At 54.4% G+C, this 24,284-nt stretch carries 19 protein-coding genes; 9 read left to right on the top strand and 10 right to left on the bottom strand.

What is annotated here, in order from left to right:
• Positions 1 to 561 precede the first annotated feature (561 nt).
• Both MKX63_RS10570 and MKX63_RS10565 read left to right on the top strand, forming a co-directional pair.
• Positions 562 to 858 (top strand): transposase, encoded by a 297-nt coding sequence (locus tag MKX63_RS10570; RefSeq protein ID WP_341016938.1) that lies wholly within the window; start codon positions 562 to 564, stop codon positions 856 to 858.
• A complete protein-coding gene (locus tag MKX63_RS10565; protein WP_341018601.1) occupies positions 744 to 1,727 on the top strand; it encodes an IS3 family transposase in 984 nt (327 codons plus the stop codon). The genes MKX63_RS10570 and MKX63_RS10565 overlap by 115 nt, the downstream gene beginning before the upstream one ends.
• 351 nt (positions 1,728 to 2,078) lie before the next feature.
• On the opposite strand, the gene MKX63_RS10560 is transcribed toward MKX63_RS10565, so the two are convergent.
• The 3 genes from MKX63_RS10560 to MKX63_RS10550 all read right to left on the bottom strand — a co-directional run bounded on the left by MKX63_RS10560 (position 2,079) and on the right by MKX63_RS10550 (position 6,643).
• Positions 2,079 to 4,346, bottom strand: coding sequence for an AraC family transcriptional regulator (locus MKX63_RS10560; RefSeq protein ID WP_341016936.1), 2,268 nt, complete (start codon positions 4,344 to 4,346; stop codon positions 2,079 to 2,081).
• Positions 4,347 to 4,591: 245 nt separating this feature from the next.
• Positions 4,592 to 5,260, bottom strand: a complete 669-nt coding sequence (locus tag MKX63_RS10555) for a potassium channel family protein (RefSeq protein WP_341016935.1) — start codon at positions 5,258 to 5,260, stop codon at positions 4,592 to 4,594.
• A gap of 12 nt (positions 5,261 to 5,272) precedes the next feature.
• Positions 5,273 to 6,643, bottom strand: coding sequence for a TrkH family potassium uptake protein (locus MKX63_RS10550; protein WP_341016934.1), 1,371 nt, complete (start codon positions 6,641 to 6,643; stop codon positions 5,273 to 5,275).
• A 255-nt stretch (positions 6,644 to 6,898) separates the two neighbouring features.
• Between MKX63_RS10550 and MKX63_RS10545 the strand changes: the two genes are divergently transcribed.
• From MKX63_RS10545 to MKX63_RS10530, 4 genes are all read left to right on the top strand, one after another.
• Positions 6,899 to 7,279: a GntR family transcriptional regulator gene (locus tag MKX63_RS10545; protein ID WP_341016933.1), complete on the top strand. Its 381-nt coding sequence runs from the start codon at positions 6,899 to 6,901 to the stop codon at positions 7,277 to 7,279.
• A 4-nt stretch (positions 7,280 to 7,283) separates the two neighbouring features.
• Positions 7,284 to 8,015, top strand: a complete 732-nt coding sequence (locus MKX63_RS10540) for an ABC transporter ATP-binding protein (RefSeq protein ID WP_341016932.1) — start codon at positions 7,284 to 7,286, stop codon at positions 8,013 to 8,015.
• Entirely contained in the window at positions 8,012 to 9,580 is a 1,569-nt protein-coding gene (locus tag MKX63_RS10535) for a hypothetical protein (RefSeq protein WP_341016931.1), read from the top strand. The genes MKX63_RS10540 and MKX63_RS10535 overlap by 4 nt, the downstream gene beginning before the upstream one ends.
• Positions 9,581 to 9,656: 76 nt before the next feature.
• On the top strand, positions 9,657 to 11,360 hold the full coding sequence (locus tag MKX63_RS10530; RefSeq protein ID WP_341016930.1) for a CPBP family intramembrane glutamic endopeptidase: 1,704 nt from the start codon (positions 9,657 to 9,659) through the stop codon (positions 11,358 to 11,360).
• A gap of 58 nt (positions 11,361 to 11,418) precedes the next feature.
• On the opposite strand, the gene MKX63_RS10525 is transcribed toward MKX63_RS10530, so the two are convergent.
• Together MKX63_RS10525 and MKX63_RS10520 are read right to left on the bottom strand one after the other, a co-directional pair.
• A complete protein-coding gene (locus MKX63_RS10525) occupies positions 11,419 to 11,904 on the bottom strand; it encodes a sensor histidine kinase (protein WP_341018600.1) in 486 nt (161 codons plus the stop codon).
• Between the two features lie 2 nt (positions 11,905 to 11,906).
• Positions 11,907 to 12,284 (bottom strand): hypothetical protein, encoded by a 378-nt coding sequence (locus MKX63_RS10520; RefSeq protein ID WP_341016929.1) that lies wholly within the window; start codon positions 12,282 to 12,284, stop codon positions 11,907 to 11,909.
• Positions 12,285 to 12,347: 63 nt separating this feature from the next.
• Between MKX63_RS10520 and MKX63_RS10515 the strand changes: the two genes are divergently transcribed.
• Complete coding sequence (locus MKX63_RS10515) at positions 12,348 to 12,494, top strand: hypothetical protein (RefSeq protein WP_341016928.1); 147 nt, start codon at positions 12,348 to 12,350, stop codon at positions 12,492 to 12,494.
• A gap of 56 nt (positions 12,495 to 12,550) precedes the next feature.
• Here the strand turns inward: MKX63_RS10515 and MKX63_RS10510 are convergent, their stop codons facing one another.
• From MKX63_RS10510 to trxA, 4 genes are all read right to left on the bottom strand, one after another.
• On the bottom strand, positions 12,551 to 17,125 hold the full coding sequence (locus MKX63_RS10510) for a galactose-binding domain-containing protein (RefSeq protein ID WP_341016927.1): 4,575 nt from the start codon (positions 17,123 to 17,125) through the stop codon (positions 12,551 to 12,553).
• Positions 17,126 to 17,472: 347 nt separating this feature from the next.
• Positions 17,473 to 17,928, bottom strand: coding sequence for a hypothetical protein (locus tag MKX63_RS10505; RefSeq protein ID WP_341016926.1), 456 nt, complete (start codon positions 17,926 to 17,928; stop codon positions 17,473 to 17,475).
• A 348-nt stretch (positions 17,929 to 18,276) separates the two neighbouring features.
• Positions 18,277 to 20,400, bottom strand: coding sequence for an excinuclease ABC subunit UvrC (uvrC, locus tag MKX63_RS10500; protein WP_341016924.1), 2,124 nt, complete (start codon positions 20,398 to 20,400; stop codon positions 18,277 to 18,279).
• Positions 20,401 to 20,577: 177 nt separating this feature from the next.
• Positions 20,578 to 20,895: a thioredoxin gene (trxA, locus tag MKX63_RS10495; RefSeq protein WP_036701616.1), complete on the bottom strand. Its 318-nt coding sequence runs from the start codon at positions 20,893 to 20,895 to the stop codon at positions 20,578 to 20,580.
• 514 nt (positions 20,896 to 21,409) lie between these two features.
• Between trxA and MKX63_RS10490 the strand changes: the two genes are divergently transcribed.
• A complete protein-coding gene (locus MKX63_RS10490; RefSeq protein ID WP_341016923.1) occupies positions 21,410 to 21,571 on the top strand; it encodes a YqzM family protein in 162 nt (53 codons plus the stop codon).
• Between the two features lie 206 nt (positions 21,572 to 21,777).
• Positions 21,778 to 23,151: a glycoside hydrolase family 43 protein gene (locus tag MKX63_RS10485; RefSeq protein ID WP_341016921.1), complete on the top strand. Its 1,374-nt coding sequence runs from the start codon at positions 21,778 to 21,780 to the stop codon at positions 23,149 to 23,151.
• Between the two features lie 157 nt (positions 23,152 to 23,308).
• Here the strand turns inward: MKX63_RS10485 and dnaI are convergent, their stop codons facing one another.
• Entirely contained in the window at positions 23,309 to 24,268 is a 960-nt protein-coding gene (gene dnaI / locus MKX63_RS10480) for a primosomal protein DnaI (protein ID WP_341016919.1), read from the bottom strand.
• Positions 24,269 to 24,284: the final 16 nt, after the last annotated feature.

Genomic DNA, 24,284 nt, shown 5'->3' with positions numbered 1-24,284 from the left:
GCGCTTACAATTAGAGAGTCAGGTCTGATTAGGATAAAATTGGATGGTGAGGGAGGGGACCAGGGGGGATTAGCGGGGGATTACTCCTCATTTACTCGTTTTAGCCAACTTTCCTGGAATTCAGGTGCACTAGTGCTCTTCATTTCCGATCAATGCCCACTTTCGGCTCCATCAGAGGGATTTATCCCTCTCATTTCCGCATCCAGCCCACTTTCCAGCTCCATCAGAGGGATTTATCCCTCTCATTTCCCCATCCAGCCCACTTTCAGCTCCATCAGAGGGATTTATCCCTTTCATTTCCGCATCCAGCCCACTTTCCAGCTCCATCAGAGGGATTTATCCCTCTCATTTCCCCATCCAGCCCACTTTCGGCTCCATCAGAGGGATTTATCCCTCTCATTTCCGCATCCAGCCCTCTTTCAGCTCCATCAGAGGGATTTATCCCTCTCATTTCCCCATCCAGCCCACTTTCGGCTCCATCAGAGGGATTTTGCTGTTAGTGTTAACCGTGGACACCCGTTAAGAGAATAGAGATAATGAGTTTAACGAGGAGGTGTCCGCATGAGTGGAACACGGAGAAGCTACAATGAAGAATACAAAAGACAGGCCGTAAAGTACATCCAGGAGCAGACGAAAACGGTGGCGGAATTGGCCCTGGAGCTGGATGTCCCCGCCAAAACGTTGCATAAATGGCTAGGTCAGTACCGGCAGTTTGAGAATGAGCCCATCATTACTCCAGACAAATACAGAGAGCTGGAACGTCAACTGAAGGAGCGGGAGCAAGAACTCGCAGACCTGACAGAGGAGATGGCCATCCTAAAAAAAGCCGTGCACATCTTCAGCAATCCAAAGAACTGAGATTTCGGTTTATTGAAGATCATCGCTCCGAGTTCCGCGTGGAGAAGATGTGCAGTGTCTTTCAGGTGTCCCGGAGCGGGTATTACAAATGGAGAACAGCGAAGCCCAGCCCTCAAGCCACTCGTAAAGCCTTGTTGCTAAAGCGGATTGCCTATCATTTTCACGACTCTAAGGGTCGCTATGGCAGCCCCAAAATCAAGGTTCTCCTAGTGCGTGAAGGGCACCAGGTCAGTGAACGCACGGTAGGCAAGTACATGAAAGAACTGGGGCTGCGCTCTTGTGTCGCAAAGAGATTTCGCGTATGCACCACCGACTCCAACCATCCGCTACCCATTGCCCCCAACTTGTTAAACCAGCAATTTCACACGGAAAAGCCGAACCAGACGTGGGTAGCGGATATCACCTACATTCCCTGCCGGGAAGGACGAATGTACTTGGCGAGCGTGCTGGACCTGTGTACCCGGGAGATTGTCGGCTGGCGGCTTAGCGACCGGATGACCACTGACCTCGTACAGGGCGCTCTGGACGCTGCCTACCAGGCCAAACGCCCCGGAAAGGGCTTGATTCACCATTCGGATCGAGGCTCCCAGTACGCCTCTGCAGACTACCGGGAACGCCTAAAGACGTACCAGATGACCGCAAGCATGAGCCGCAAAGGAAACTGTTATGATAACGCCTGTATCGAATCTTTTCACAGCCTCTTAAAAAAAGAGTTGGTGTACTGGAATCGATTTAAAACGAAGCAACAGGCGTATGATGCCATTTTCCAGTACATTGAATTTTTCTACAACCGTAAACGAATCCATGGGGCACTGGGGTACGTTTCTCCGGTTCAGTTTGCAGCCACATTTAAGCGAAAAACGTTGTAGGTTTTGTCTACTTTCTTGACAGGAGTCCATTAATCCCTCTCATTTCCCCATCCAGCCCACTTTCCAGCTCCATCAGAGGGATTTATCCCTCTCATTCCCGCCGCCTGAGCTGCCTGCCCACTTCCCAGCTCTATCAGAGGGATTTATCCCTCTCATTTCCCCATCCAGCCCACTTTCCAGCTCCATCAGAGGGATTTATCCCTCTCATTCCCGCCGGCTGCCCACTTTCCACCGACAAGCCGAAACAACACGGTGCTTGAAAGGAGTTACCATCCGCCAGGGATAATGTTTTTATCGGATTTTATAGGTTTCTATGGGCTTTTTTGGGCTTTCAAGGCCATCAATGAGCTCCTAAGAACTCTTGCTCTTCGCTGACTTGTAGCCGCTTGGCGGCATGCCTTCATATTTGCGGAAAAAGCGGTTGAAGCTCTGCACATTGGCGTAACCCACCTCAGCGGCAATCTGCTTGATGCTCAGCCCCGAATCCAGCAACAGCTCCTTGGCCTGCTCGATCCTTAACTGATTGACGAAGTCAATCATGCTGCTGCCGGTCTGCTCATATACAAGCTTGCGCATATAGGAGTAGCTGATGCCTATCTGCTTGGCCATATCCTCGAAGACGATCTCTTCCCGGTAGTGCTGCTTCAGGTACTCCATGATCCGCTGCGCATAATTGGTCTCATGGGCACTGCGGTCCAGGCTCTGTACAATCTCACAGTAGAAATCATACAGGTACTCCTCCAGCTCATCCAGCGTATCCATGGCGGCGAGAATCGAATACACGTTGCCCCGGCCCACAATCATCCGTCCGGTCCCGAGGTGATTCTCGCGCAGATGCTTGATCGTCGCGCCCATCAGCTGATGATAGATGAACATAATATTATCGTAGGAGATATTGTCCTCTGCGGAGATCTGGCTGCGGATGCTCTGCAGCTCCTTGAAGATTCCCGCCAGGTCGCCGGCATCCAGGAAATTCAGAATTCGCCGCTCGCTGCTCTCAGAGTCGACGTACTTGCGGCTGTTATCTTCCTCGTCATGCCAGTACATGATGCTTCCAGCCCCTTTGATCATCCGGCGCTTGATCACCTCCATCGCTTCGAACAGCCGCAGCGCCACCCTCTCCGGAGCATCAGTCCGCTCACTTACCCCAATCGTGACCGAATGCTCCAGCAGCTCAAGGGACAGGTCGCGGATCTCCTCCAGCGCCTGATGAATCAGAGTGCTGTGCGCCTCTCCCTCCTCCGGCGTATAGTTCAGAACAATCACCGTACAGCCCTCATTATGATAGACACAGCGGGCCACCAGCCCCTCAGGGAAAACACTCTCATACTTGGCACTCAGCAAATACCGGTGATAGCTGCGTGTCTCTACATTGGTATGTCCCACGTATCTTCTGTATTGGTCGATGGAGACCACCACCACTCTGTAACAGGCATGCGGAAAAACCTCCGTGATCCGCGGCGGAATCTCACCGCGCAGCAGACGGTGTACGGCCAGACTGCGGGTATCCTGCTCACGCTCCTGCAGCAGCTGGAACAGGCTCTCTTCCTCCTCCTGCATCCGTTTGAAGGCCAGATCCAGGAAGGCCAGCTCATTCCTGTTCACTACGCCCACATCAATCTTCGTGCGTATCGTCTGCACCAGCTGCCTCAGGGGCCTGGACAGCCAGGTGGCAAGGAAGATGGCCAGCAGTGTCCCCAGTACAATGATTGCCCCCGTCAGCAGAATAATATTCCCCTGCATCTCTCTGGATTTGGTCATCAGCTCATCCATGGAGCTCCAGCTTACATTCCACCACCCGGACAAGGAGGAACGGCTCCAGGCATACACCATCCGTTTGCCCTCCAGCTTGCGGAAGGTGTAGCCTTCACTGGCTTCCTGATTCAGAATCTCCTGTAAGAACGGCAGCTTACGGCTGTCAGAGAGCAGCATGGACCGGTCATTGAAGGAGATTACCGTACCCGCAGCGTCCAGCAGCAGGTAGTTACTGTCACCCACCTCGGTAGCATGCAGATATTTGCCGATCTGGCTCTCCTTCATGTTGACGACGATTACTCCCCGGGTGGTGGTGGACAAGCGGTTGAGCGGGTACACATAAGACACCACATTCTCGCCCGACGCAAGCTTACGGGGCACCCATACCCCGCTGATCCCCCTGCGCCCCTTAAGCGCTTCAGTAATCCATCCGATAGGCTCATAGCGGGCAAGCGTCGTAATGCTGCTATCGGTAGAGAAGACATAATCCGAATCCTCCAGAACAAAGAATGAAGAATACACACCATCCACCCGGCGGTTCAGGTTCAGCAGCTCCTTAGTCACGGACAGCGCCAGACTTACATTGTTATAGTTGGCGTTAATCTCATCGTAGGTCTCGAAGCTGCGGATGCGGTCAAAAATATTTGTCGCCGCCAGACGCGACGTATCCTGGGCCAGATTGGCCAGCGCGTTCTCATTCAGCCTGCGGTTGGCATTAAGCCCGGCCAGCGTGGATTCCCCGATAGCGGCTTCAGAATTCTGTATAATCTGTGACCCGCTGTACCAGGTCAGGACTGCTGTAGGAATAGCCATAATGCAGAATAGAATCAACGCCAGCTGCAGGATCATCGGTGCTTTTTTCATCACATATCCCCCTAAGGATTTCAATGTTACCGCTTTCAATATTTTTATTTTATCATTTTAGGATACATTTTACATATGTGTATAGGAAAATTTTTCAGTCTCCGCGACGCATGCCACGGGCTGGTGTACAGCGTTCTAATGTGCGGCTGCAAACTTACGCAGAAACAGCAAAAACGCCAGGAGGTATGGCTATCCGGGCGTTTATAGCTTTCTTTTATCGGGATAGGCTGGCTGACAGGAACTGTTTACTCCACATTCACCGCTTCATCCTCGAACTCCTCGATGCTGTCGTTGGAGCCGATCACCACCATGATATCCCCCTGATGCACATAATCATGCGCGGTCGGGGCTACGATGATGCCATCCTCGCGGTTCAGGGCAATGATGCTGCAGCCGTATTTGGCGCGGGTGTTCAGCTCGGAGAGACTTTTGCCGTTCATGCAGGCAGGCACCGTCAACTCAACGACCTTGTAATCCTTGGAGATCTCAATATAATCAAGCAGATTCGGCGTCACCAGCTGGTGTGCCACGCGGATACCCATATCCCGCTCCGGGAAAATCACCCGGTCCACCCCCAGCTTCGACAGCGCGCGGCCGTGCAGAATGGAGATGGCTTTGCCGACCACCTGCTTGACACCCAGCTCCTTCAGCAGAATCGCGGCCAGAATACTCCGCTCCATATTATCGCCGATCGCCACAATGCCGCAGTCAAAATTACGCACTCCGAGCGAGCGCATAATCCCTTCATCCGTAGCATCCGCCATGACTGCATGCGTTAGCCGTCCGGTCATCTCCTCCACCCGCTCCTCCTGGTGGTCAATGCCGAGCACCTCGTAGCCCATGGACATCAGCTCCAGCGCCAGACTTGAGCCGAAGCGGCCCAGGCCGATTACAACAAACTGCTGTGGTTTCATGACTTGATTCCCCTATCCAATTATCATTTTGCCTTCCGGATATTTATATAATGGTTTACCCTGTCTCGGACCGAGCGCATACGCCAGCGTCAGCAGTCCCAGCCGTCCGGCGAACATGGTCAGGCAGATCAGAACCTTGCCGACCTGCGTCAGCTCCGGGGTCAGTCCCAGACTCAGTCCAACATTGGCAAAAGCCGAGATCGTCTCGAACAGAATCATCAGATACGGCAGCCCCTCTGTAGTCGAGAGCATCATCGAGACCGTAACGATCAGCAGCAGCGCCAGCAGCGTGATGGTCAGTGCCTTGAACACGCGCTCCTGAGCCAGCCGGTAACGGAACAGCACGATGTCTTCGCGGCCGCGCAGCATGGAGATTACAGCTCCGATCATCAGCGTGAAGGTCGTGGTTTTGATGCCGCCGCCGGTAGAGCCAGGGGATGCCCCGATGAACATCAGGATCACGATGAAGAACTGCGTGGCCTGACGCAGGCCCGTGATATCCAGTGTGTTGGCTCCTGCCGTACGCGGTGCTACCGATTGGAACAGGGACGCCCATAGCTTGCTTCCGAGATTCAGCGGTCCCAGGGTCCGCGAATTGGTGAACTCAAAAATGAAGATGACCACCATTCCGGTCACAATCAGTCCGGCCGTCATCGACAGTACCACCTTGCTGTGCAGCGACAGCCGCCGGGTACGGCGGAAGTCGGCCAGGTCAGAGATGACGATGAAGCCGATCCCCCCGGAGATGATCAGGGACATCACCACCAGGTTAATGACCGGGTCGCCGACATAGCTGATTAAGCTGTGATCATGCCCGCCGAACAGATCAAATCCGGCGTTATTGAACATTGATACCGCATGGAACACCCCGTAATAGACCGCGCGGCCAAATGGCATATCCACCGCCCAGCGGATAGACAGGAGAAGTGCTCCCGCTGCTTCAATGACCAGGGAATAGAGCAGCACCTTGCGGATCAGCCGCACAATCCCTTCCATCGAGCTCTGATTCATCGCTTCCTGAAGAATCAGCCGGTCACGCAGTGAGATTCTGCGTCTGAACACCAGCGCAAACAGCGTGGCCATCGTCATGAATCCGAGCCCGCCGATCTGGATTAGCACCAGTATGACCGCTTGTCCGAAGCCGGTAAGATGGGTCCCGGTATCCACCACTGCGAGCCCGGTCACACAGGCGGCGGAGGTGGCCGTGAACAGCGCGTCCATGAAGCGGAGCGGCTGACCGGGCACGCTGGATACCGGAAGCATAAGCAGCAGTGTGCCGATGAGGATGACCGCAGCGAAGCTAAGCACCAGAATTTGCGGAGGAGCCAGCTTCAGGAATCGGAGGCCGGTGATCTTGGAAGACGGTGACGCCAAACTTCTCATCCTTTCAGGGTTTCTTATTTAGAAGTTACGAATCGGTCAGTATCAGATAAGCATACAAAATTATATACGTTATTGCCTAACTTCACAAAGACTCATTTTTATAACCAAGCAAACACAGCTTGAGAAGCACATGAAGTCCTGCTTTTCAAAAATATGGCTTGAAATTGTATGGTGACTGGTGGTACACTTGGTCCATAAAGTGTATGGCGAGTATCCACACACACCATAAAGAGAGTTATAGAAGGGAGGACACAGGTGGATTCTACCTTTGAGCTATTACCGGAGCACTTCCTGATTAACCCGTCACTTCCGATCTATGAACAGTTTGTTGGCGCTATCCGGGAACGGATTGTTAGCGGCATCATTCCACCGGGAGCACGTTTACCCTCTGTCAGGGACCTGGCAGCCGGCAGAGGTGTCAATCCCACTACTGCCGCCCGGACGTACCAGGAGCTGGAGCGGATGGGGCTGATTGTGACCTACCGTGGTCAGGGAACCTTCGTCACCCGGGAGGAAAGTGTCATTAAGGATGCACGCAAGGCAATCATCCGACAGGCTGTACAGCAGTTCAAGGACACTGCCGCTGCGCTCGGGCTTACCGCCGGGCAAATGCTGCAATTCGATGAGGAGGATTGAAATAATGAATATGAATAGATCGGCACAAGAAGCGCCTGCCCTTCCCGCTGCGGTTGAGTGCAAGGATTTACGGTTCGAGATTAAAAGCCGGGTGATCCTGGACGGCATCAGCTTCCACATTCCCCAGGGCAGTATCACCGGCCTGCTTGGACCCAACGGTGCAGGCAAGTCCTCCCTGCTGCGGATTATATCCGGGCTGATCCCCGCAGGGTCCGGCACGGTCAGCATTAACGGGAGACCCGCTGGTGTTGAGCGGCTCGGAGAGCTCTCCATGCTTCCTGACCGCAGCAGTCTGCCCGGCTGGCTGACCGTACAGGAATGGCTGGGCTTCGCCGCGGGCATCTACCCGGACTGGGACAGCGGCAAGGCCGCAGAGCTGCTGCTCAGCCTATCCGTCACACCGGACTCGCTAATCTCCACCATGTCCCGCGGCGAGGAAGCCCGGCTGCAGCTCTTAACCTGCCTCTCGCGTCAGGCAGCGCTAATTATTCTGGATGAGCCGTTCACCGGTGTGGATCTGATCTCCAGAGAAGTGATTGCCTCTGCTGTGGTAGGAGAGATGGCAGGCGGCGGGCGGACCTTCCTGATTGCCACCCATGATATCCGGGAAATGGAGCTGCTCTTTGACCGGCTGATTCTGATCGGCGGCGGCCGGATTCAGGGAATTGATGATGTGGATCAGCTGCGGCACTCCGGCTATTCTGTGGAGTCACGCTACCGGGAAGTGTTCGCATGACGGCGCTTAAGACGCTTGTGAAGCTGGAATATAGCCGCTATCGTCTGAAGAAGGTACATGAGCTGCTGGCTTGCTTGGCACTCCTGGCTGTATTGCTGCCTGCCGGTCTGTTCTTCCCGTTCTCCGGCAGCGCAGCGCAGTCTCCGTTCCTTACGGCTGCGATGCTGCTGTGGATCATTGTGATGGGTGTATCCGCTTTACATATGCTGACCTTCTACGGGCAGCGGCACAAGGATTGGTTCCTTACTTTTCCGGCTCCGCGTCTTACTTTGCTGCAGGCCAAGGCGCTCAGCCTGCTGAAGCTCAGTCTGAGAATAGCCGTTCCCGTCTTCACTGCTGCCGCTGCGCTCTACGGACTCTCTGTTCTGTCCGGCCGGTATGAGCCGCTGTCCGCCTTCGGGTTCATCTATACATTGATAACTTACGGCTTGCTTATTCTCACCCTCTTGCCTCTGGCCATCATGAGCGGCCTGCTGATCTGTGTGCTGATGTCTATCCGCAGCCTGGTTCTGAATCTGCTGCTTGCCGTTCCTTATTCGCTGCTCTGGCTGGCACCTATAACCGCCGCCATCCTGCTGAATGATACCACTACAGCCGCTGCCTTCTACGGGTCTGAGTATGTATCGCTGCAATTTATGCTAATATATAGCGTGGCGTTGCTTGTTATCGACCTAATCGCTTGCTATCTCCTGTTGCCCGTAATTGCCGGCAAGGGATTCCGTTCGCTGCCGCAGCCGGAGAGCAGGCTATCTGGAGCCTCGCCCCTGCGTTCCGGCTCTACGCAGCCCCGGAGAATAGTCCGTTCTGCACGATCTACAACCAGCCCTTCTCCCTTGCTGAGCTTATACAGACTGGATGCCAGCCGGCTCCACTCCATGGAAAGGCACAGGAGTGTAGTGGTATTGAAGCTCGCTCTTCCGGTTCTTATGATGGTTGCCGCTTATTTCTTAACCAGCGACCTTGAGGCATTCCTGACATGTATCGGAATTCCCTTTACTCTTCCTGTGATGTTCGGGTTCTTGTGGATGCTTTCCCGGAGCAGCCTTGAACAGAAGCAGTTGTCCTGGTGGCTGCTCTTTCCCCAGAGCCGGCTGCGTCTGCTGCTCTCTGGAGTTGCCGCTGTATGGGTTACGGTCATGCGTATCCTTCTTGTGCTGGCCTGCTCCATGCTTGTCGGTATTTTGGCAAGAATGGTTATCGGGAGTCCCGCTCCATATCACATCAGCCTATATCTATCCTGGCTGTGGTATTCCCTTGTTGTCTACACACTGGCCTTGACACTGGGGCTGGGTGTGCTGCAAAGCATCTATTACCTGATGAAATCCAAGACACTGGCACCGTTGCTCTTTGTAGTGATAATGGCCGTCTTGCTCATCCTGCCCCAGATCAACAAATACCTGATCCCGGAGCAGTTCGCCAGCGCCCCTTATCCGTCCTGGACCATCCCCGGTCTCGCCGCCTTGATCGGTCTCCCGCTTGCCATGTGCTGCACCGCGGCTGGCGCCAAGTATTTTCACCTGGCACTGGGAACAAATAAAGAGCAGGCGGCCAAGAAACAGGCATAAGCCCGGCCATCTTCACGTAAGAGGATAGTACGGCTTTTCAAGAAAGCAAGATAAATTCAGACCAAGGAGGCGTTCCATGAATCCCGTCGGCCAGCCCCTGCACCAGCGGCCCCTTACTGCCAAGCTTATCCTTGCCGGAATTCTCGGACTCATTCTATTTGTCATGTTCCAGATCGCTCCCCAGCTCATCTCCAGTTCAGATGGGGATACAACTATTCTCAGCAAAAGTGAAATCCGGGAGAAAGCCGCCGCGTTTGCCGCCGGACAGCTCGGCTACGAAGCCGCAGCCGGAGATGAATGGGTGATCCTGTACAAGACCGACTCTTCCTTCTACGGCTATATGTCCCGCGAGAAGCTGCTCCCGGACTATTCCAAGAATAAGCTCGACCAGCGTTATCCATTCGATGTGTACCATGCGGTGCTCTATACGTCCGGAGAGGCGGCAGCCCGGCTGGCAGTCGACCTCAATATGTATAACGGCGAGCCCGTAGCCTTTGCCGTTGGTGCCGATGCCGATGCTGCGGCCGGGCTGAATTACGGGGAGCGGCCCACGGCTGCAACCAAACGTACCGGTACTGCCAATCCTGCAAGCAGCATACCGGATCTGAGCCTGGAGGCAAAAGAGAGGCTCGCCCTTCCCTGGCTGAAGCTCTGGGGGGCCAATCCCGCCAAGCTGAAGATTGAGGCTAACCTTGACGGCTACGGTCTTGTCTATTCCGACAGCTCCGTCACTATAGGTGAATTACCGCTTAGGTACCAATTCAATTATCTCAACGGTGAGGTCTCGTACTTCCGCGCCGGATTCTCGGCTCCTGCCTGGCATGACACTTATGTGGACGGACAGACCTCGCTGGCCAAGAAGCTGACCTTGTACGGCTATGGCTTGCCGACTCTGTTGCTGGGTCTCCTGGCACTGATCTACGGCATTCTGCGCAGGAAGCATACTTCCTGGAAGCGCGGAATATTCCTGAGCTCCGTTCATTTCCTGATCATGATGGTCAGCAGCTACAATGTAGTGTCTGAATCCGGCAGCGGCAGCGCTGAGGCAAGAGTTACAGCCGTAGTCATGTTCATCATCTATGTTCTGTACAGCCTGCTGATGTCGCTCCTGCTCTACTTCTCTCTGGTCGGAGGGGACGGCTTGTGGCGCTCCGAGGAGAAGCTGAATCCTTGGCCCCGGGCCTCCGAGCCCGGCTACGGCCGCTATGTACTGAAGAGTATCCAGGCAGGTTATATCTGGGCCTTCATTCTGCTTGGCGTGCAGACCGTCATGTTCATTATTCTGTCCTATACGCTGGATAACTGGTCCACCACAGACGCCAGCCAGTCGCCTTACAATATGAAATATGCCTGGCTGCTGCCGATTGTCGCCTGGCTGGCCGGCCTCTCGGAAGAGGCGGTCTACCGGCTGTTCGGGATTCAGATGCTGAAGAAGCTGGTCAAGAATACACTTATCGCTTCACTGATCACGACCCTGATCTGGGCGCTTGGACATACGCTCTATCCGATCTATCCGGTCATCTCCCGGCCGATTGAGTTGACGGTGATCGGTCTGCTGTTCAGCTATATTTTCATCCGGTACGGGTTCATCGCCGCGATGTTCAGCCATGTCGTATTCGACAGCATCCTGATGGGGGCAACGCTGATCTTCATGAAGGATACGGTGAATATCGGAGCCGGTATCGTCACGATCATCCTGCCGTTCATTGTCGGTTATCTGGTGTACCGCTTCAACCCTCCACGTAAGCCTGATCCGGCGGAGCCGGTCCATAGTCAATAAGCACATACAGCGGCTGCGCTTCCTCCTCCGGGATAGCGCAGCCGCTGCTGTTGTATAGCTATAGCTGTTGTGCCTCTTCCATCAGAGAACGATACGGACAGCAGGGAAAACGGAGCCGGATCAGCGTTCCTTCACCCAGCGAGCTATGAATAGCTACACCATACGGTCTGCCGTACTGCAGCTTGATCCGCTGGTCCACGTTGCGGATGCCGTAGCCGATGCCCTGGACCGCAGGCTCAAGGATCTGCCCGATCAGCTCCTCCTTCATTCCGAGCCCGTTGTCCCCCACCTCGAAGACCACATCCTTCTCTTCCCTATAAGCACGGATAATCAGTGAGATATCATCGTCATACCAGGCGTGCTCCAGCGCATTCTCTACAAACGGCTGCAGAATAAATTTCACGCCCTCGCTCTCCAGCACCTCCGGTGCAATCGCATAGGCGACATGAATCCGGTCCGCATTCTTGATCCGCTGAATATCGAGATACGACTTTGCAATCTGCAGCTCCTGTTCCACCGGAATAAGCATCTCTCCCCGGTGCAGCGTCAGCCGGTAGAACCGGGCCAGCGAGCGGATGACCTCATGCAGCTTATCAATCTCCCCAAGATCTGGTACAGCCTGCCGTCTTCACTGCGCAGCATGTTCAGCGTGTTCTCGCCGACCGTCTGGACGAATTCAGGATATTTCTCCAGATAAGGGTCCAGCGCCACCAGCTCGCCCGCCTTCTGCAGCCGTTCCACCTCCTTGCCGCGATCCATAACCAATACATCGGGAAGCTGATCCGAGACAATCATCGCGTTCAGCTTCTGGACGGCCGCCCCGCCTGAGGGGACCGGCAGAAGCGTAACCTTCAGATGATCGGTGATCCAGCAGCTATGTGGTCCGCTCTCCCAATCCGGCGCGGTATACCAGTCATAGTTCACAAAGACGGAGAACCGGACTGGCTTCACCTTGGCGGCCAGCTCTGAGAGGGGGGCGGCTGAAGGATGGCCCGCAGGCAGCGGATGCCGGAACTGCTGCTGTCTGCGGCATCCCTGCGGTTAGCGGTATCAGCATTGCCGGTGGTACTGGCTGGCGTTAGCGGTGCTGCTTGCCGTATGGAGAGCCCCCGGCTTCTCCGGGAGCCTGTCTGAGCAGGCACTAAGACTGCCCAGAACCAGCAAGAACAAGAGTGCCACAGACCTGTTCATTAATAGACTGACATTTCCCATAAAGAATAGCCGTATTGTGTGCCGCGCTCCGTCCCGTTCACCTTCACATACCGCGCGCTGACCGGGGTGAAGCTGATATCATCAATGTCCCCGTCCCCGGTTGTTGTGGAATAGGCTATTGTCCAGTTCGTACCCTCTTCCGACGTCTCAATCGTGTAGGCTTTGGCGTATGCTCCCTCCCAGTTCAGCAGCACACGGCTGATCGTCTGGGCAGAGCCTAGGTCAACCTGAATCCACTGCGGATCACTAAAGTCCGATTCCCAGCGGGTGCCCGCATTTCCGTCCACAGCTCCGGCAGCAGGCTGCTTCGGATTCTCCGCAGCAGTAACCGCTTTGTTCAGCGCAAGGTTCACGAGAGGCGGTGTTCCGCCAGTGATCACCTGCTGCACCGAAGTATCGGTATACCTGTCTGCTGTTACTGTAACTGTGTAGGTCTTCGCTGTGGGGAACAGCGCCGTGTTCAGTGTGATTTTACCGGCTGCCACGGTATAATTTGCCGCCGCTGCCGCCACTCCATCCACCCGCACCGCAGTGATTGCACTTCTCCAGGCCGCATTCTCCGTGAATGTCAGCTCAATCGGCTGGCCGGCTGCGTTCCCGGTGATATAGGCTGTCAAGACAGGCGGAGTAAGCGGTGTTACAGCGCTGCCGCTGCCGTACACCTCCAGCTCCCATAAGGAATACCCGTACGGCGTACCGCGCTCTGTGCCGTTCACCTTCACATACCGCGCGCTGACTGGAGTGAAGCTAATGTCATCGATATCCCCGTCTCCGGTTGTTGTCGCATAGACCGTTGCCCAGTTCGTTCCGTCTGCCGATGTCTCGATGGTATAGGCCTTGGCGTACGCGCCCTCCCAGTTCAGCAGCACACGGCTGACCGTCTGGGCAGAGCCTAGGTCAACCTGAATCCACTGCGGATCACTAAAGTCCGATTCCCAGCGGGTGCCCGCATTTCCGTCCACAGCTAGGGCAGCAGGCTGCTTCAGATTCTCCGAAGCGGTAACCGCCTTGTTCAGCGCAAGGTTTCCGGACGGTGTTGTTCCGCCAGTGATCACTTGCTGCACCGAAGTATCGGTGTATCCGTCTGCTGTTACTGTAACCGTGTAAGTCTTCGCTGCGGGGAACAGCGCGGTGTTCAGTGTGATTTTACCGGCTGCCACGGTATAATTCGTCGCTGCCGCTACAGTTCCATCCACCTTCACCGCAGTGATTGCATTTCTCCAGGCCGCATTCTCCGTGAACGTCAGCTCAATCAGCTGCCCGGCTGCATTATCGGTGGTATCGGCTGTCAGGGCAGGCGGAGTGAGCAGCGTATCTGTGGTTACCTTTGTCGGGTCCACCTTCACCAGCTTCCGGGCCTCGACCAGAGCTGAGCCTGTAACCCCTCCGCTATTGCGGAACGTAACGGTTATGGCCGCTTTCGTCGGATTCCAGACCAGCGCGCGGTAGTCCGAGCCTTTTTTATACACCGTTGCACTGTATCCGTTCTCTGCCCAAATGTCCTTGGTGCGTGATCCAAGCGTGGCCATATTGTGCACGAACCAGTACGTGTTGAACAATTCGTTCTGCTGCGGCAGTGCCGGATTCCATTTATTCAGTACCGCCTGCGGATCGCTCAGCGCCTGAATCGGCCAGACAATATGATACCAGTCCGGTTCCGGCCCGCCGTTATCGGCCACGAATCCGCTGTATAATCCGGCCGCCTTGGCCGTATCGAACCCGTAGCTGGTCAAATACTCTGCTGTAGGCAGCCAGTGAATGCCGTAGACATACACCGGATTCCCGTTAAAAAAGGTGCCGAAGAAATTGGAACTCCCGTAAATCTGTCCCACCGTTTTATGCGTATAGCCCGGCAGCCAGTTATCCTGGTCGTAGTTGAACCAGTACTGCTGCACCGCTCTTAGCTCCGTCGTGAAGCCCATAATGGACGCATCGCGGAAGGCTGTGTTGCCGGTCAGTGTGCTCCACATATACTGGCCGACCCAGCCGAACAGCGATTCTCCGGCCGCCTCCTGGTTATTGCCGCTGTCATTGTCGGCATAACCGCCGGCCCATGAATGACCTTCATACAGGTCGAAGTTGCGGAAGTAAGGATATTTCGGATCGGTCTTCGAGGGATTGGCATAATCCCGGATCAGCTCATCGACCATCCCGCTGAATTTGTTCCTGAAGTCGGTATCGTAGGTGGCAAGCACGGCGGAGGCAAAAACATAATAGCCATACGTGAAATGATGATCCGTGATGCCGGAGTTCGCACCGAACTCGCTGTGCTTATAGATCAGTGTTCCCCAGTCGGAGTTGTAGTCGAAATAATAATCGGGTTCACCCGAGGTGTACGTATACCAGTCTGTAAGCACTGCCTTCATCCGGGAGAGGAACAGATTCTTGTAGCTCTCATTCCCGATCTGATCGGCGATCAGCACGCCCATGGCCAGCGGATGCAGCTTCTTGCCCTGCCAGTACGCATCGGCCTGCATCAGATTGGTGGCGGTATCCGTATCCAGCAGCGCCAGGTAATCAAGCAGATCCTGACGGGAATAGGTGGAATCGCCCGGCTCGGTGAACTGCGGCACAATACCATAGAATTTATCCGTAGTGGCAAACGAATTGCCCTCTGTCACCTTCATCGTTCCGCGGATGGACGGGAAGGAGACGGCAGTCAGCGGTGTTGTGGTAACCTTCCACTGGTGGGGAAGCTGTGCCATCAGCGCGGTATTCGGGAAGCCCGAACGCTTGAGTTCTGTTACCGCGTTGAAGGTAGTTGTGACATCCGAAGTCGTCTCGTTGAAGGTATAGGCCACCTTGGTGTCCGTCACGAAAGCGTAGCCGTGCTGGTAGAAATAATTCAGATTGGACGGTGCCGGAAGTGCCGACAGGGACAGGTAATTCTGGCCTCCGCCGAGCTGGATTTTGAGCTTGGCGCCGACCCGCTTGAAGGTTGTACCGGCCGGAGCATACAGCCCATAGTGTCTGGTCACCATTACAGGCGTTGGCGCCCCGTTGGAATTGGTTACTGCAATGCCGATATGGTCTGCGGTCAAGGTGTCACCGTCAGCAGCCAGAACCGTTGTATTGCTCTCATTGAAGAAGCGTGCCCCTGCCGGCAGATACACCTCAGGACTGAACGGATCGCTGAATTGCGAGTAGAGATACGGCGAGCCTTTGACGAAAGTAGTCTTCATCTTCTCTGCAGTGCCATCGCTTAATACAGCTGTCGCCGACCAGTCGCCGTAACCGGTAATCCGGTTCGACATCCCTGAAGTATTAATGTTGCCGGCCATCAGGAACAGGTCCGGGCTTCCCGCCGCTTCCTGCGCCTTGCCGTCAGTGCTTAAGTAGCCTGCGCCCGGATTCAGAATGCTTAGGCCCTGCTTGGTATATTTCGATTTGAGCGGAAGCGTGATAATGCCGTTGCCAAGCTGATTAATCATGATGGATTGCCACCAGTCATTGGAAGGCAGCGGCGCAGTCAACGTATCCGATTTATACAGCGGATATTTGGGCTGGGGAACCGAGAGATCATTCGCCGCATGGCTGCCCTGGCCTACGGCCACAGTAGTCAGCTCCGGCAAGGCCGGAATGTTATAGACCGGCTTCGAATCGCCTGCCACATAATCGTAGGCCTGGAATTCAAAGATCGAGTAACCGAAGGAGGTGGCTCTGCTGATGCCCTTCATCCGCAGATAGCGGCCGCTGGCATAGACGGGGAGATTAAGGGTGCCTCCGTCGCCGTGAAGCTCCCGGTATACCGTAGTCCATGAGGTTCCGTTATCCGAAACCTGAATATCATAGATCCGGCCGGCGGCTGCTTCCCAGTTAATAATCACCCGGCCCAGCGTGCGTATGCTGCCGAGGTCAACACTAATCCATTCATTATCGGTAGCGTTGGAGGACCAGCGTGTGTTCAGATTACCGTCCACCGCCAGCTCCGGCAGGGTCGAGCCGGGAGGCAGATAGTCGGCCACCTGATAGGATGAAGCCGTCGCGGGCTTGTTCAAGGCCACATTTGGCCCCAGAACCACCGGAGGAGGATTTACGCCGCCGGTACCATATACCTCGAACTCATAGAGGGAGATGCCGTATTGCATCAGGATTCGCTCCGTGGCAAATACCCGGACATACCGGCCGGTGCCACTGATCGCCAGCTCATCCACACCGCCATTTCCTGTTGTTGTGGAATAGACATCAGTCCAGTTCAATTCGTCAGAGGATACCTGGATTTTGTAAGCCTTGGCGTAAGCCCCTTCCCAGCGGAGCACCACACGGTCTACGGTTGCGGTTGCCCCGAGATCTACATAAATCCAGTTCGGGTCCGTCCCCCATGAGCTGCTCCACCTTGAACCCGCATTGCCGTCCACCGCCAAATCCGGGGTATTATTACCCTCCGTGCCCGAGGCATACGCCGGCCGGTCTTTGGAGAGCAGATATGAGTCCGCAGCATGTGCCCGCCCGGGCGGAAGCGTCAGCACGACACTCAGCAGCATGATGATGCTCAGGACAAGAGCGGTCCCGCTCATTCCCTTACTGCGTCTTACTGTTTTTGAATATGCCATTCCTTAGTCCTCCTCTTTACGATTGAATTGCAGCTCTTCAGCCGGTAAATCTGGCTTTCTCGCTGTACACCTGGCTTTTTCCGGAGCTCTTTGCTCGGAGTTCATTTCCGGGAGTACTTATCCTGGAGTCCCTGTCCAGGAGTCCTTTACCCAGAGTCCTCATCAGCCCCCCCTTACCCTGCTTCTAGAAGTCTTGACCTTTTACACAAACGCTTTCATAGATTCATAATAAGTATCCATAATAAGCGTACCCTTTACCGAAACCGGTTGCAATTGCACAAATCAACGATTTTATGCAGAAAGTAAAGATTAAGTTAATTATGCAGCAACTCATCGTGTTCAGTCTACTATGTACCTTCCGCCCACGCTCCTACACGCCCATTGGGCCTACACAGCACCACCCGGCGCATTGTAATCGGTTTTTCGATTACATTTGGTCCACACACGACCACCCGGCGCATTGTAATCGGTTTTTCGATTACATTTGGTCCGCACACGACCACCCGGCGCATTGTAATCGGTTTTTCGATTACATTGTGCTCGCACACCACCATCCGGCGCATTGTAATCGGTTTTTCGATTACATTTGGTTCGCACACGACCACCCGGCGCATTGTAATCGGTTTTTCGATTACATTTGGTTTGCACACGACCACCCGGCGCATTGTAATCGGTTTTTCGATTACATTTGGTTTGCACACCACCATCCGGCGCATTGTAATCGGTTTTTCGATTACATTTGGTTCGCACACGACCACCCGGCGCATTGTAATCGGTTTTTCGATTATATTGTGCTCGCACACCGCCGTAACTCCGATTATGTTCGGTTTTTGGCATACATTTGGATCGCGCCGCCGCCGTAACTCCAATTGTGTTCGGTTCTTCGCATACATTTGGCCCGCGCGCCGCCGTAACTCCAATTGTGTTCGGTTTTTCGCATACATTTGGCCCGCGCGCCCCCGCAACTCCAATTGTGTTCGGTTTTTCACATACATTTGGCCCGCGCGCCTCCGTAACTCCAATTGTGTTCGGTTTTCCCCATACATTTGGCCCTCCCTTTGCCTTCCAGGGGTACCTTCACTGCCTACCCAAACCCAAAAAAAGCCGGCCCTATGTGGGCCGGTTACCATTTCGTTACCGTTCTAGCCTATCTATATTGACGACTCCTCATCATTGAGCGCCTCCAGAATCTGACCGGCCAGCTTCTCGCCGATGGACAGCACCTTGAAGTCCTCGATGGAGGCTTCCTTGATCTTCTTAAGCGACCCGAAATGCTTCAGCAGCAGCTTACGGCGCTTATCCCCAATGCCCGGAATCGAATCCAGCTTCGAGGTGACCATCGATTTGCCGCGCTGCTCCCGGTGGAACGTAATGGCGAATCGATGAACCTCATCCTGGATACGCTGCAGCAGGTAGAACTCCTGGCTGTCTCGCGCGAGCGAGACCGGCTCGGCGGAGTCGCCGACCAGCAGCTGGGCGGTTCTGTGCTTGTCATCCTTGACCAGACCGCAGACGGGAATGAACAATCCCAGCTCATTCTGCAGAATATCGATCGCCGAAGAGATCTGGCCCTTCCCTCCATCGACTACGATCAGATCCGGCTGCGGCAGATTCTCCTTCAGCACCCGTTCATAACGCCGCCGGATCACCTCGCGCATCGTCTCATAATCATCCGGCCCCTGTACGGTGCGGACCTTATACTTACGGTACTCTTTGCGGGCAGGCTTACCGTCGATGAAGACCACCATGGCCGAGACCGGATTGGCCCCCTGAATATTCGAGTTATCGAACGCTTCGATCCGGTTCAGCGAGTCCAGCCCCAGGCTCTGCCCCAAACTGCTGGCCGCCCCGGAGGTACGCTCTTCGTCCCGCTCGATCAGGCGGAATTTCTCATTCAGCGCAACCCGGCTGTTCTGGCAGGCCATGCCGATCATCTGCTTCTTCAGCCCGCGCTGCGGCACCAGTACCTTGATGCCCAGCCACTCCTGCAGAGCGGCTGCGCCTCCGGCCGCATCCACGGTCCCTTCAGCTGCCGCCTCCTGCTCTGTCAGCCCCTGCACAGCTTCAGCCGCCTCTTGCTCCGATTGCTTTTGCAGCATTTCTGCCGCAGCCAGAGCACCCGCAAGGGCCTCCACTGAAATTCCCGTCTCACCGGTCTGCTCCCCGGCCTTCGTCTCACCGGCCTTCGTCTCACCGGTCTGCTCCCCGGCCTCCGACTCATCCTCTGCGCCCAAGGCCGCCATCAGCGCCTGGCCGCTCGGCATCACACCGGCTGCCTGCACACCGCTTTCCTGGCCAGACACGCCTCCCCCTTCCGGCGGAAGCATTCCGGCGCTTGCCATATCCGGCAGCAGGATTTCCTGCGGCAGTGCGGGATTATCGCTGTAATACTGCGTCACATAAGACATGAAGTCACTGTACGCCTCCCCGTAGAACGGAAAAGCCGACGAGTGGCGCTGAATCATTTTCCCCTGCCGCATGTAGAGGATTTGCACACACATCCAGCCCTTGTCCACCGCATAGCCGAACACGTCACGGTCCTTGGTGTCAGCCGTATTGATCTTCTGCTTCTCCATGACGGCGTCGATGTGTTGTATCTGGTCGCGCAGCTCCTTGGCCCGCTCGAAATACAGCTCCTCGGCGGCCTCCTGCATCTTCTTCTGCAAGTCCTTCTTCACCGCATCATGTCCGCCCCCTAGGAAGGAAGAGATATTCTGTATAATCTCCTCGTAGGCCGACTTCGGCACTTCCTTCTCGCACGGCGCAAGGCACTGGCCCATGTGATAGTACAGGCAGACCTCCTTCGGCATCACCCCGCACTTACGCAGCGGGTACATCCGGTCGAGCAGCTTCTTGGTCTGCTGGGCGGCGTAGCTGTTCGGATACGGTCCGAAATATTTAGCTTTATCTTTCAGCACCCGGCGGGTAACCTCCAGGCGCGGATGGGCTTCGTTGGTGATTTTCAGATAAGGAAAGGTCTTATCATCCTTCAGCAGCACATTGTAACGCGGCATATGCTTCTTGATCAGATTGCACTCCAGAATGAGTGCTTCCATATTACTCGATGTCACGATATATTCGAAATCAACAATATTGGCAACCAGCCGCTGCGTCTTCCCGTTGTGACTGCCGGTAAAATAAGAGCGCACCCGGTTCTTCAGCACCTTGGCCTTGCCGACATAGATGATCGTGCCCTCTTGATTCTTCATCAGATAGCAGCCGGGCAGATCAGGCAGCAGCGCAAGCTTGTTGCGGATATTATCCATATAATCCATAAGTTCTCCCCCACCTGTTACTACACGGTTATAAGGTAAGTTTAGAATAGAATGTACTACACATTCAAGCCTTAATATAGAACACCCGTTTCTATCGACAGACAAAGCGCCCCCGGAGTACCGAAGGCGCTTTGTCTGAAGGGGCCGTAAGGCCCCGGTTATAGCCGGTTATATCAATTATTGGTGCTTAGCTACGATATTCTTAAGGGAATCCTTGGAGTTCAGTCCTACGACTTTGTCCACAGGCTGGCCGTCTTTGAAGAAGATCAGAGTAGGAATACTCATTACTCCAAAACGGGAAGCTGTCTCAGGATTCTCATCCACATTCAATTTAGCGATCTTCACATCGTCACCCAGCTCGGTGGACAATTCCTCGAGAATAGGGGCAAGCATTTTGCAAGGGCCGCACCAAGGTGCCCAGAAATCTACTACTACAGTACCTTGACCTTCCACTTCATTCACGAAGGATTGGTCAGACACGTTCACGATAGCCATGATATTGTTCCTCCTTAGATAAGTTTTGTGAGCCTAAGCTGTACGAAATAACCTCCGCTTCTATAGCCTGAGCCAAGTCCGCAGAATTTACTCCGAAATCATAGCGGGATAAAATGCTTCATGTAATATGATAACCAGATTATCATTTACCGACACATCCTCAGTATAACATAAATACAATGCATTTGTTATATATTTTAAAAAATTATATTGTATAAAATTAATTTGTAATATCCAGCTTCATCGTCCAGGAGGTTCCAGAAATTCCGTGAAACTGAAACCCGAGTCTGTCATATAACCGGATAGCCGCCTCCTGCGGTTCCATAGGTCTTACATGTATCATAAAATCACCCTTCTGGCAGCAGATATTAAGAAGGAACGCCGATCTTATCTTTACATCTTCCCTGCATCTTCGTATACTTGAAGAAAGCGCATTAATTGTCAATGACTTCTCTCACATGTATAACTGTAACCCACTTCACGCAGTCATGCAACAGCAAGGAGGAAGAAGCGAATGGACACCAATGTCAACGCACAGGTCCGTGACCCGCGGGAGCATATCAATGAGGAGCCCCGCAACGATCTCGGTGATCTTATGGTCGGTTTCTTCGGAATGACCGGCTTCATGACCGTGGTCTTCTTCGGAATGGTAATCATCAAGTATTTGTCCGAATAGCTGCTTAAGCGCAGTGTCCGGTATTCTTCGCCCGCGTCAGGGCAGGATGCCGGATTTTTTTGCGTTCAGGTTGCGTTTTATCACGAATCATTAATAATAACATAAATTTACAATTTAATAAAAAGAAAACACATTTTTGTTTCACAGGAGCCGTGTTACTCTGTATGCGAAAGCGCTCTTATACCTATTTGGAGGAGGAAAAAAGAATGAAAAAGCTTGTCAGCCTTGCTGCTGCAGGCTTGTTGGCATCGGCGCTGTATTCCCCGGTATCGTTCGCTGACAACCCTGTAGTACAGACCATCTACACGGCAGACCCGGCCCCGCTGGTATATAATGATACGGTCTACCTGTACACCGGACATGACGAAGACAACTCGACCTACTATACGATGAATGATTGGAGGGTCTACTCTTCCAAGGACATGGCGAACTGGACAGATCACGGGTCACCGCTATCCTACAAGGCGTTCAGCTGGTCGAGCGGAGAAGCTTGGGCCAGCCAGGTTATTGAGCGCAACGGCAAATTCTACTTTTATGTCACCGCCAAAAGCACTTCGCTCGGACGGCCCGCCATCGGCGTAGCCGTCTCCAGCAGCCCAACCGGCCCGTTCGTGGACGCTATCGGAGGGCCGCTCGTCTCCAGCAGCTGGGGCGACATTGATCCAACGGTATATGTGGACAGTGACGGCCAGGCTTATCTCTACTGGGGGAACCCTACACTGAAATATGTGAAGCTGAACCCGGATATGATCTCCTACAACCAGAGCACAGGTATTGTGCAGGTACCCATGACCACAGACAGCTTCGGTGTGCGAAACGGCAATGCTGACAGACCAACCCTCTACGAAGAAGGGCCCTGGTTCTACAAGCGCGGCAGCTTATACTACATGGTCTACGCCGCAAGCGGCATTCCTGAGAATATCGCTTATTCCACCAGCTCTTCGCCGACTGGACCGTGGAAATACAGAGGGATCATTATGCCCACCCAGGGCGGCAGCTTCACGAATCATCCCGGCATCATCGACTTCAAAGGGCGCTCCTATTTCTTTTATCATAATGGCGCCTTGCCTGGAGGGGGCGGCTTCACCCGGTCAGTGGGGGTAGAGCAATTCACCTACAACGCGGACGGAAGCTTCCCGGTCATCAACATGACAACCGCCGGACCGCAGCCCATCGCCACTCTTAACCCCTATGTCAGAACACAAGCCGAGACCAGCGCATGGGCAGCCGGGGTAGAGACCGAGACCACCTCGGATACGGACGGGGGAATGAATGTCGGCTTCATCGATCATGGCGATTATCTCAAAGTCAAAAATGTGAACTTCGGCACCGGAGCTTCCGGCTTCGAGGCCCGGGTAGCGTCAGCAGGCAGCGGCGGGACTATCGAACTGCGGCTGGACAGTCCAACCGGAACCCTGGTCGGCACCTGTGCGGTTCAGAATACCGGAGGCTGGCAGAGCTGGGTGACCAAGACCTGCACGGTCAGCGGAGCAAGCGGCACTCATGACCTCTACCTGAAATTCACGGGCGGCAGCGGATACCTGTTCAATATCAATTGGTGGAAATTCAGCGCCAGCTGAATCTAAGCATACCAGTGGAAACGGCATTGCCGTTTTTTTAAAGAGACGGGAACGTTTCAGCGAGAAATAGAAGGATAATTTATAGCGTAAAACATATAAATCTGCAAAAAAGGGACCCCGCTCAGATGCAGGGTCCCTTTTTTATATTATTAAAAACTCAGCCTCTGGCCTTGCCCCGCTGGTTCTCTCCATGCAGCGGAATCACCTCAACGAACGGGGCGATCCGGTCCATCAGCCGCTGGCCCTTGTAGACCTCTTCCCCGTCCTTGCTGGTGATGCTGAGATGCTTCTCCAGCCCGTCCAGCGGATAATTCGAGGTGTAGAAGGTCGGCTTGCGGTTCATCCGGTAGTTCAGGATCGCTCCGAGTACATGGTCACGCGCCCAGGGATTGAGATTCTCGGCTCCGATGTCATCGAAGATGAGCAGATCACAGTTCTTCATCGTATCGACCATTTCCTTCAGCTTCTGGTTGTCCATCATGATCAGCTTCAGTTCCTCGATGAAATCCGGCATGTAGACAATCACGCCGCTGTAGCCCGAGATCGCCAGCTCATGGAGCAGATAGCACATCAGGAAGGTTTTGCCGGTTCCGAAGCTGCCCTGCAGATAAATGCCCCGCGAAGTCAGGCCCTCTGCCCGCACAGCTGCTATATAGTCAAATATCTTGTTCACGGCTGAGGCCCGCCGGGGGTCCTTGCCCATAATATCCATCTCATCATATCCGCCGTTCAGCACCCGTTCATCCACATAGAAGCTACGGATCCGCTTGCGGACATTATCCTGATTATCCTGTGCAATCTTCAGCTTGCACGGCGTCTTGCGTTCATACAAATCCGTTACACCGTTCACCGTCTCCACCGACAGCTTGCTGTAGTGCCCCTGGAAATCATTCGGGCAATTCGCCAGGCCGGGGCAGTTCTTACAGTGCCGGTCCTCCTCGACATACTGGTACAGACGGCTCAAGTGCAGCCGCAGCCGGGACTCGTCCAGCTCGGGATGCTCCGCCTGAAGCTCCTTGACCAGGGGATGGTTCAGCAGGGTCTGCTCCAGGTCACGGGAGCGCTGGCGCAGAGCAGGGTTGTTCATCGAACGCAGCACTTCGCCCATGGACTCCATCGCTGCACCTCACTTT

The organism is Paenibacillus sp. FSL R7-0179, from assembly GCF_038002265.1.
GTDB lineage: Bacteria > Bacillota > Bacilli > Paenibacillales > Paenibacillaceae > Paenibacillus_AQ.
This window is presented reverse-complemented; position numbering and strand designations above follow the sequence as displayed.

Bases quoted from the DNA above. Each gene is read 5' to 3' on its own strand.
- MKX63_RS10570 (WP_341016938.1), top strand. From the start codon at position 562: ATGAGTGGAACACGGAGAAGCTACAATGAAGAATACAAAAGACAGGCC.
- MKX63_RS10560 (WP_341016936.1), bottom strand. From the start codon at position 4,346: ATGAAAAAAGCACCGATGATCCTGCAGCTGGCGTTGATTCTATTCTGC.
- MKX63_RS10555 (WP_341016935.1), bottom strand. From the start codon at position 5,260: ATGAAACCACAGCAGTTTGTTGTAATCGGCCTGGGCCGCTTCGGCTCA.
- MKX63_RS10550 (WP_341016934.1), bottom strand. From the start codon at position 6,643: ATGAGAAGTTTGGCGTCACCGTCTTCCAAGATCACCGGCCTCCGATTC.
- MKX63_RS10540 (WP_341016932.1), top strand. From the start codon at position 7,284: ATGAATATGAATAGATCGGCACAAGAAGCGCCTGCCCTTCCCGCTGCG.
- MKX63_RS10535 (WP_341016931.1), top strand. From the start codon at position 8,012: ATGACGGCGCTTAAGACGCTTGTGAAGCTGGAATATAGCCGCTATCGT.
- MKX63_RS10530 (WP_341016930.1), top strand. From the start codon at position 9,657: ATGAATCCCGTCGGCCAGCCCCTGCACCAGCGGCCCCTTACTGCCAAG.
- MKX63_RS10515 (WP_341016928.1), top strand. From the start codon at position 12,348: ATGGCCCGCAGGCAGCGGATGCCGGAACTGCTGCTGTCTGCGGCATCC.
- MKX63_RS10510 (WP_341016927.1), bottom strand. From the start codon at position 17,125: ATGGCATATTCAAAAACAGTAAGACGCAGTAAGGGAATGAGCGGGACC.
- uvrC (WP_341016924.1), bottom strand. From the start codon at position 20,400: ATGGATTATATGGATAATATCCGCAACAAGCTTGCGCTGCTGCCTGAT.
- trxA (WP_036701616.1), bottom strand. From the start codon at position 20,895: ATGGCTATCGTGAACGTGTCTGACCAATCCTTCGTGAATGAAGTGGAA.
- MKX63_RS10490 (WP_341016923.1), top strand. From the start codon at position 21,410: ATGGACACCAATGTCAACGCACAGGTCCGTGACCCGCGGGAGCATATC.
- MKX63_RS10485 (WP_341016921.1), top strand. From the start codon at position 21,778: ATGAAAAAGCTTGTCAGCCTTGCTGCTGCAGGCTTGTTGGCATCGGCG.
- dnaI (WP_341016919.1), bottom strand. From the start codon at position 24,268: ATGGAGTCCATGGGCGAAGTGCTGCGTTCGATGAACAACCCTGCTCTG.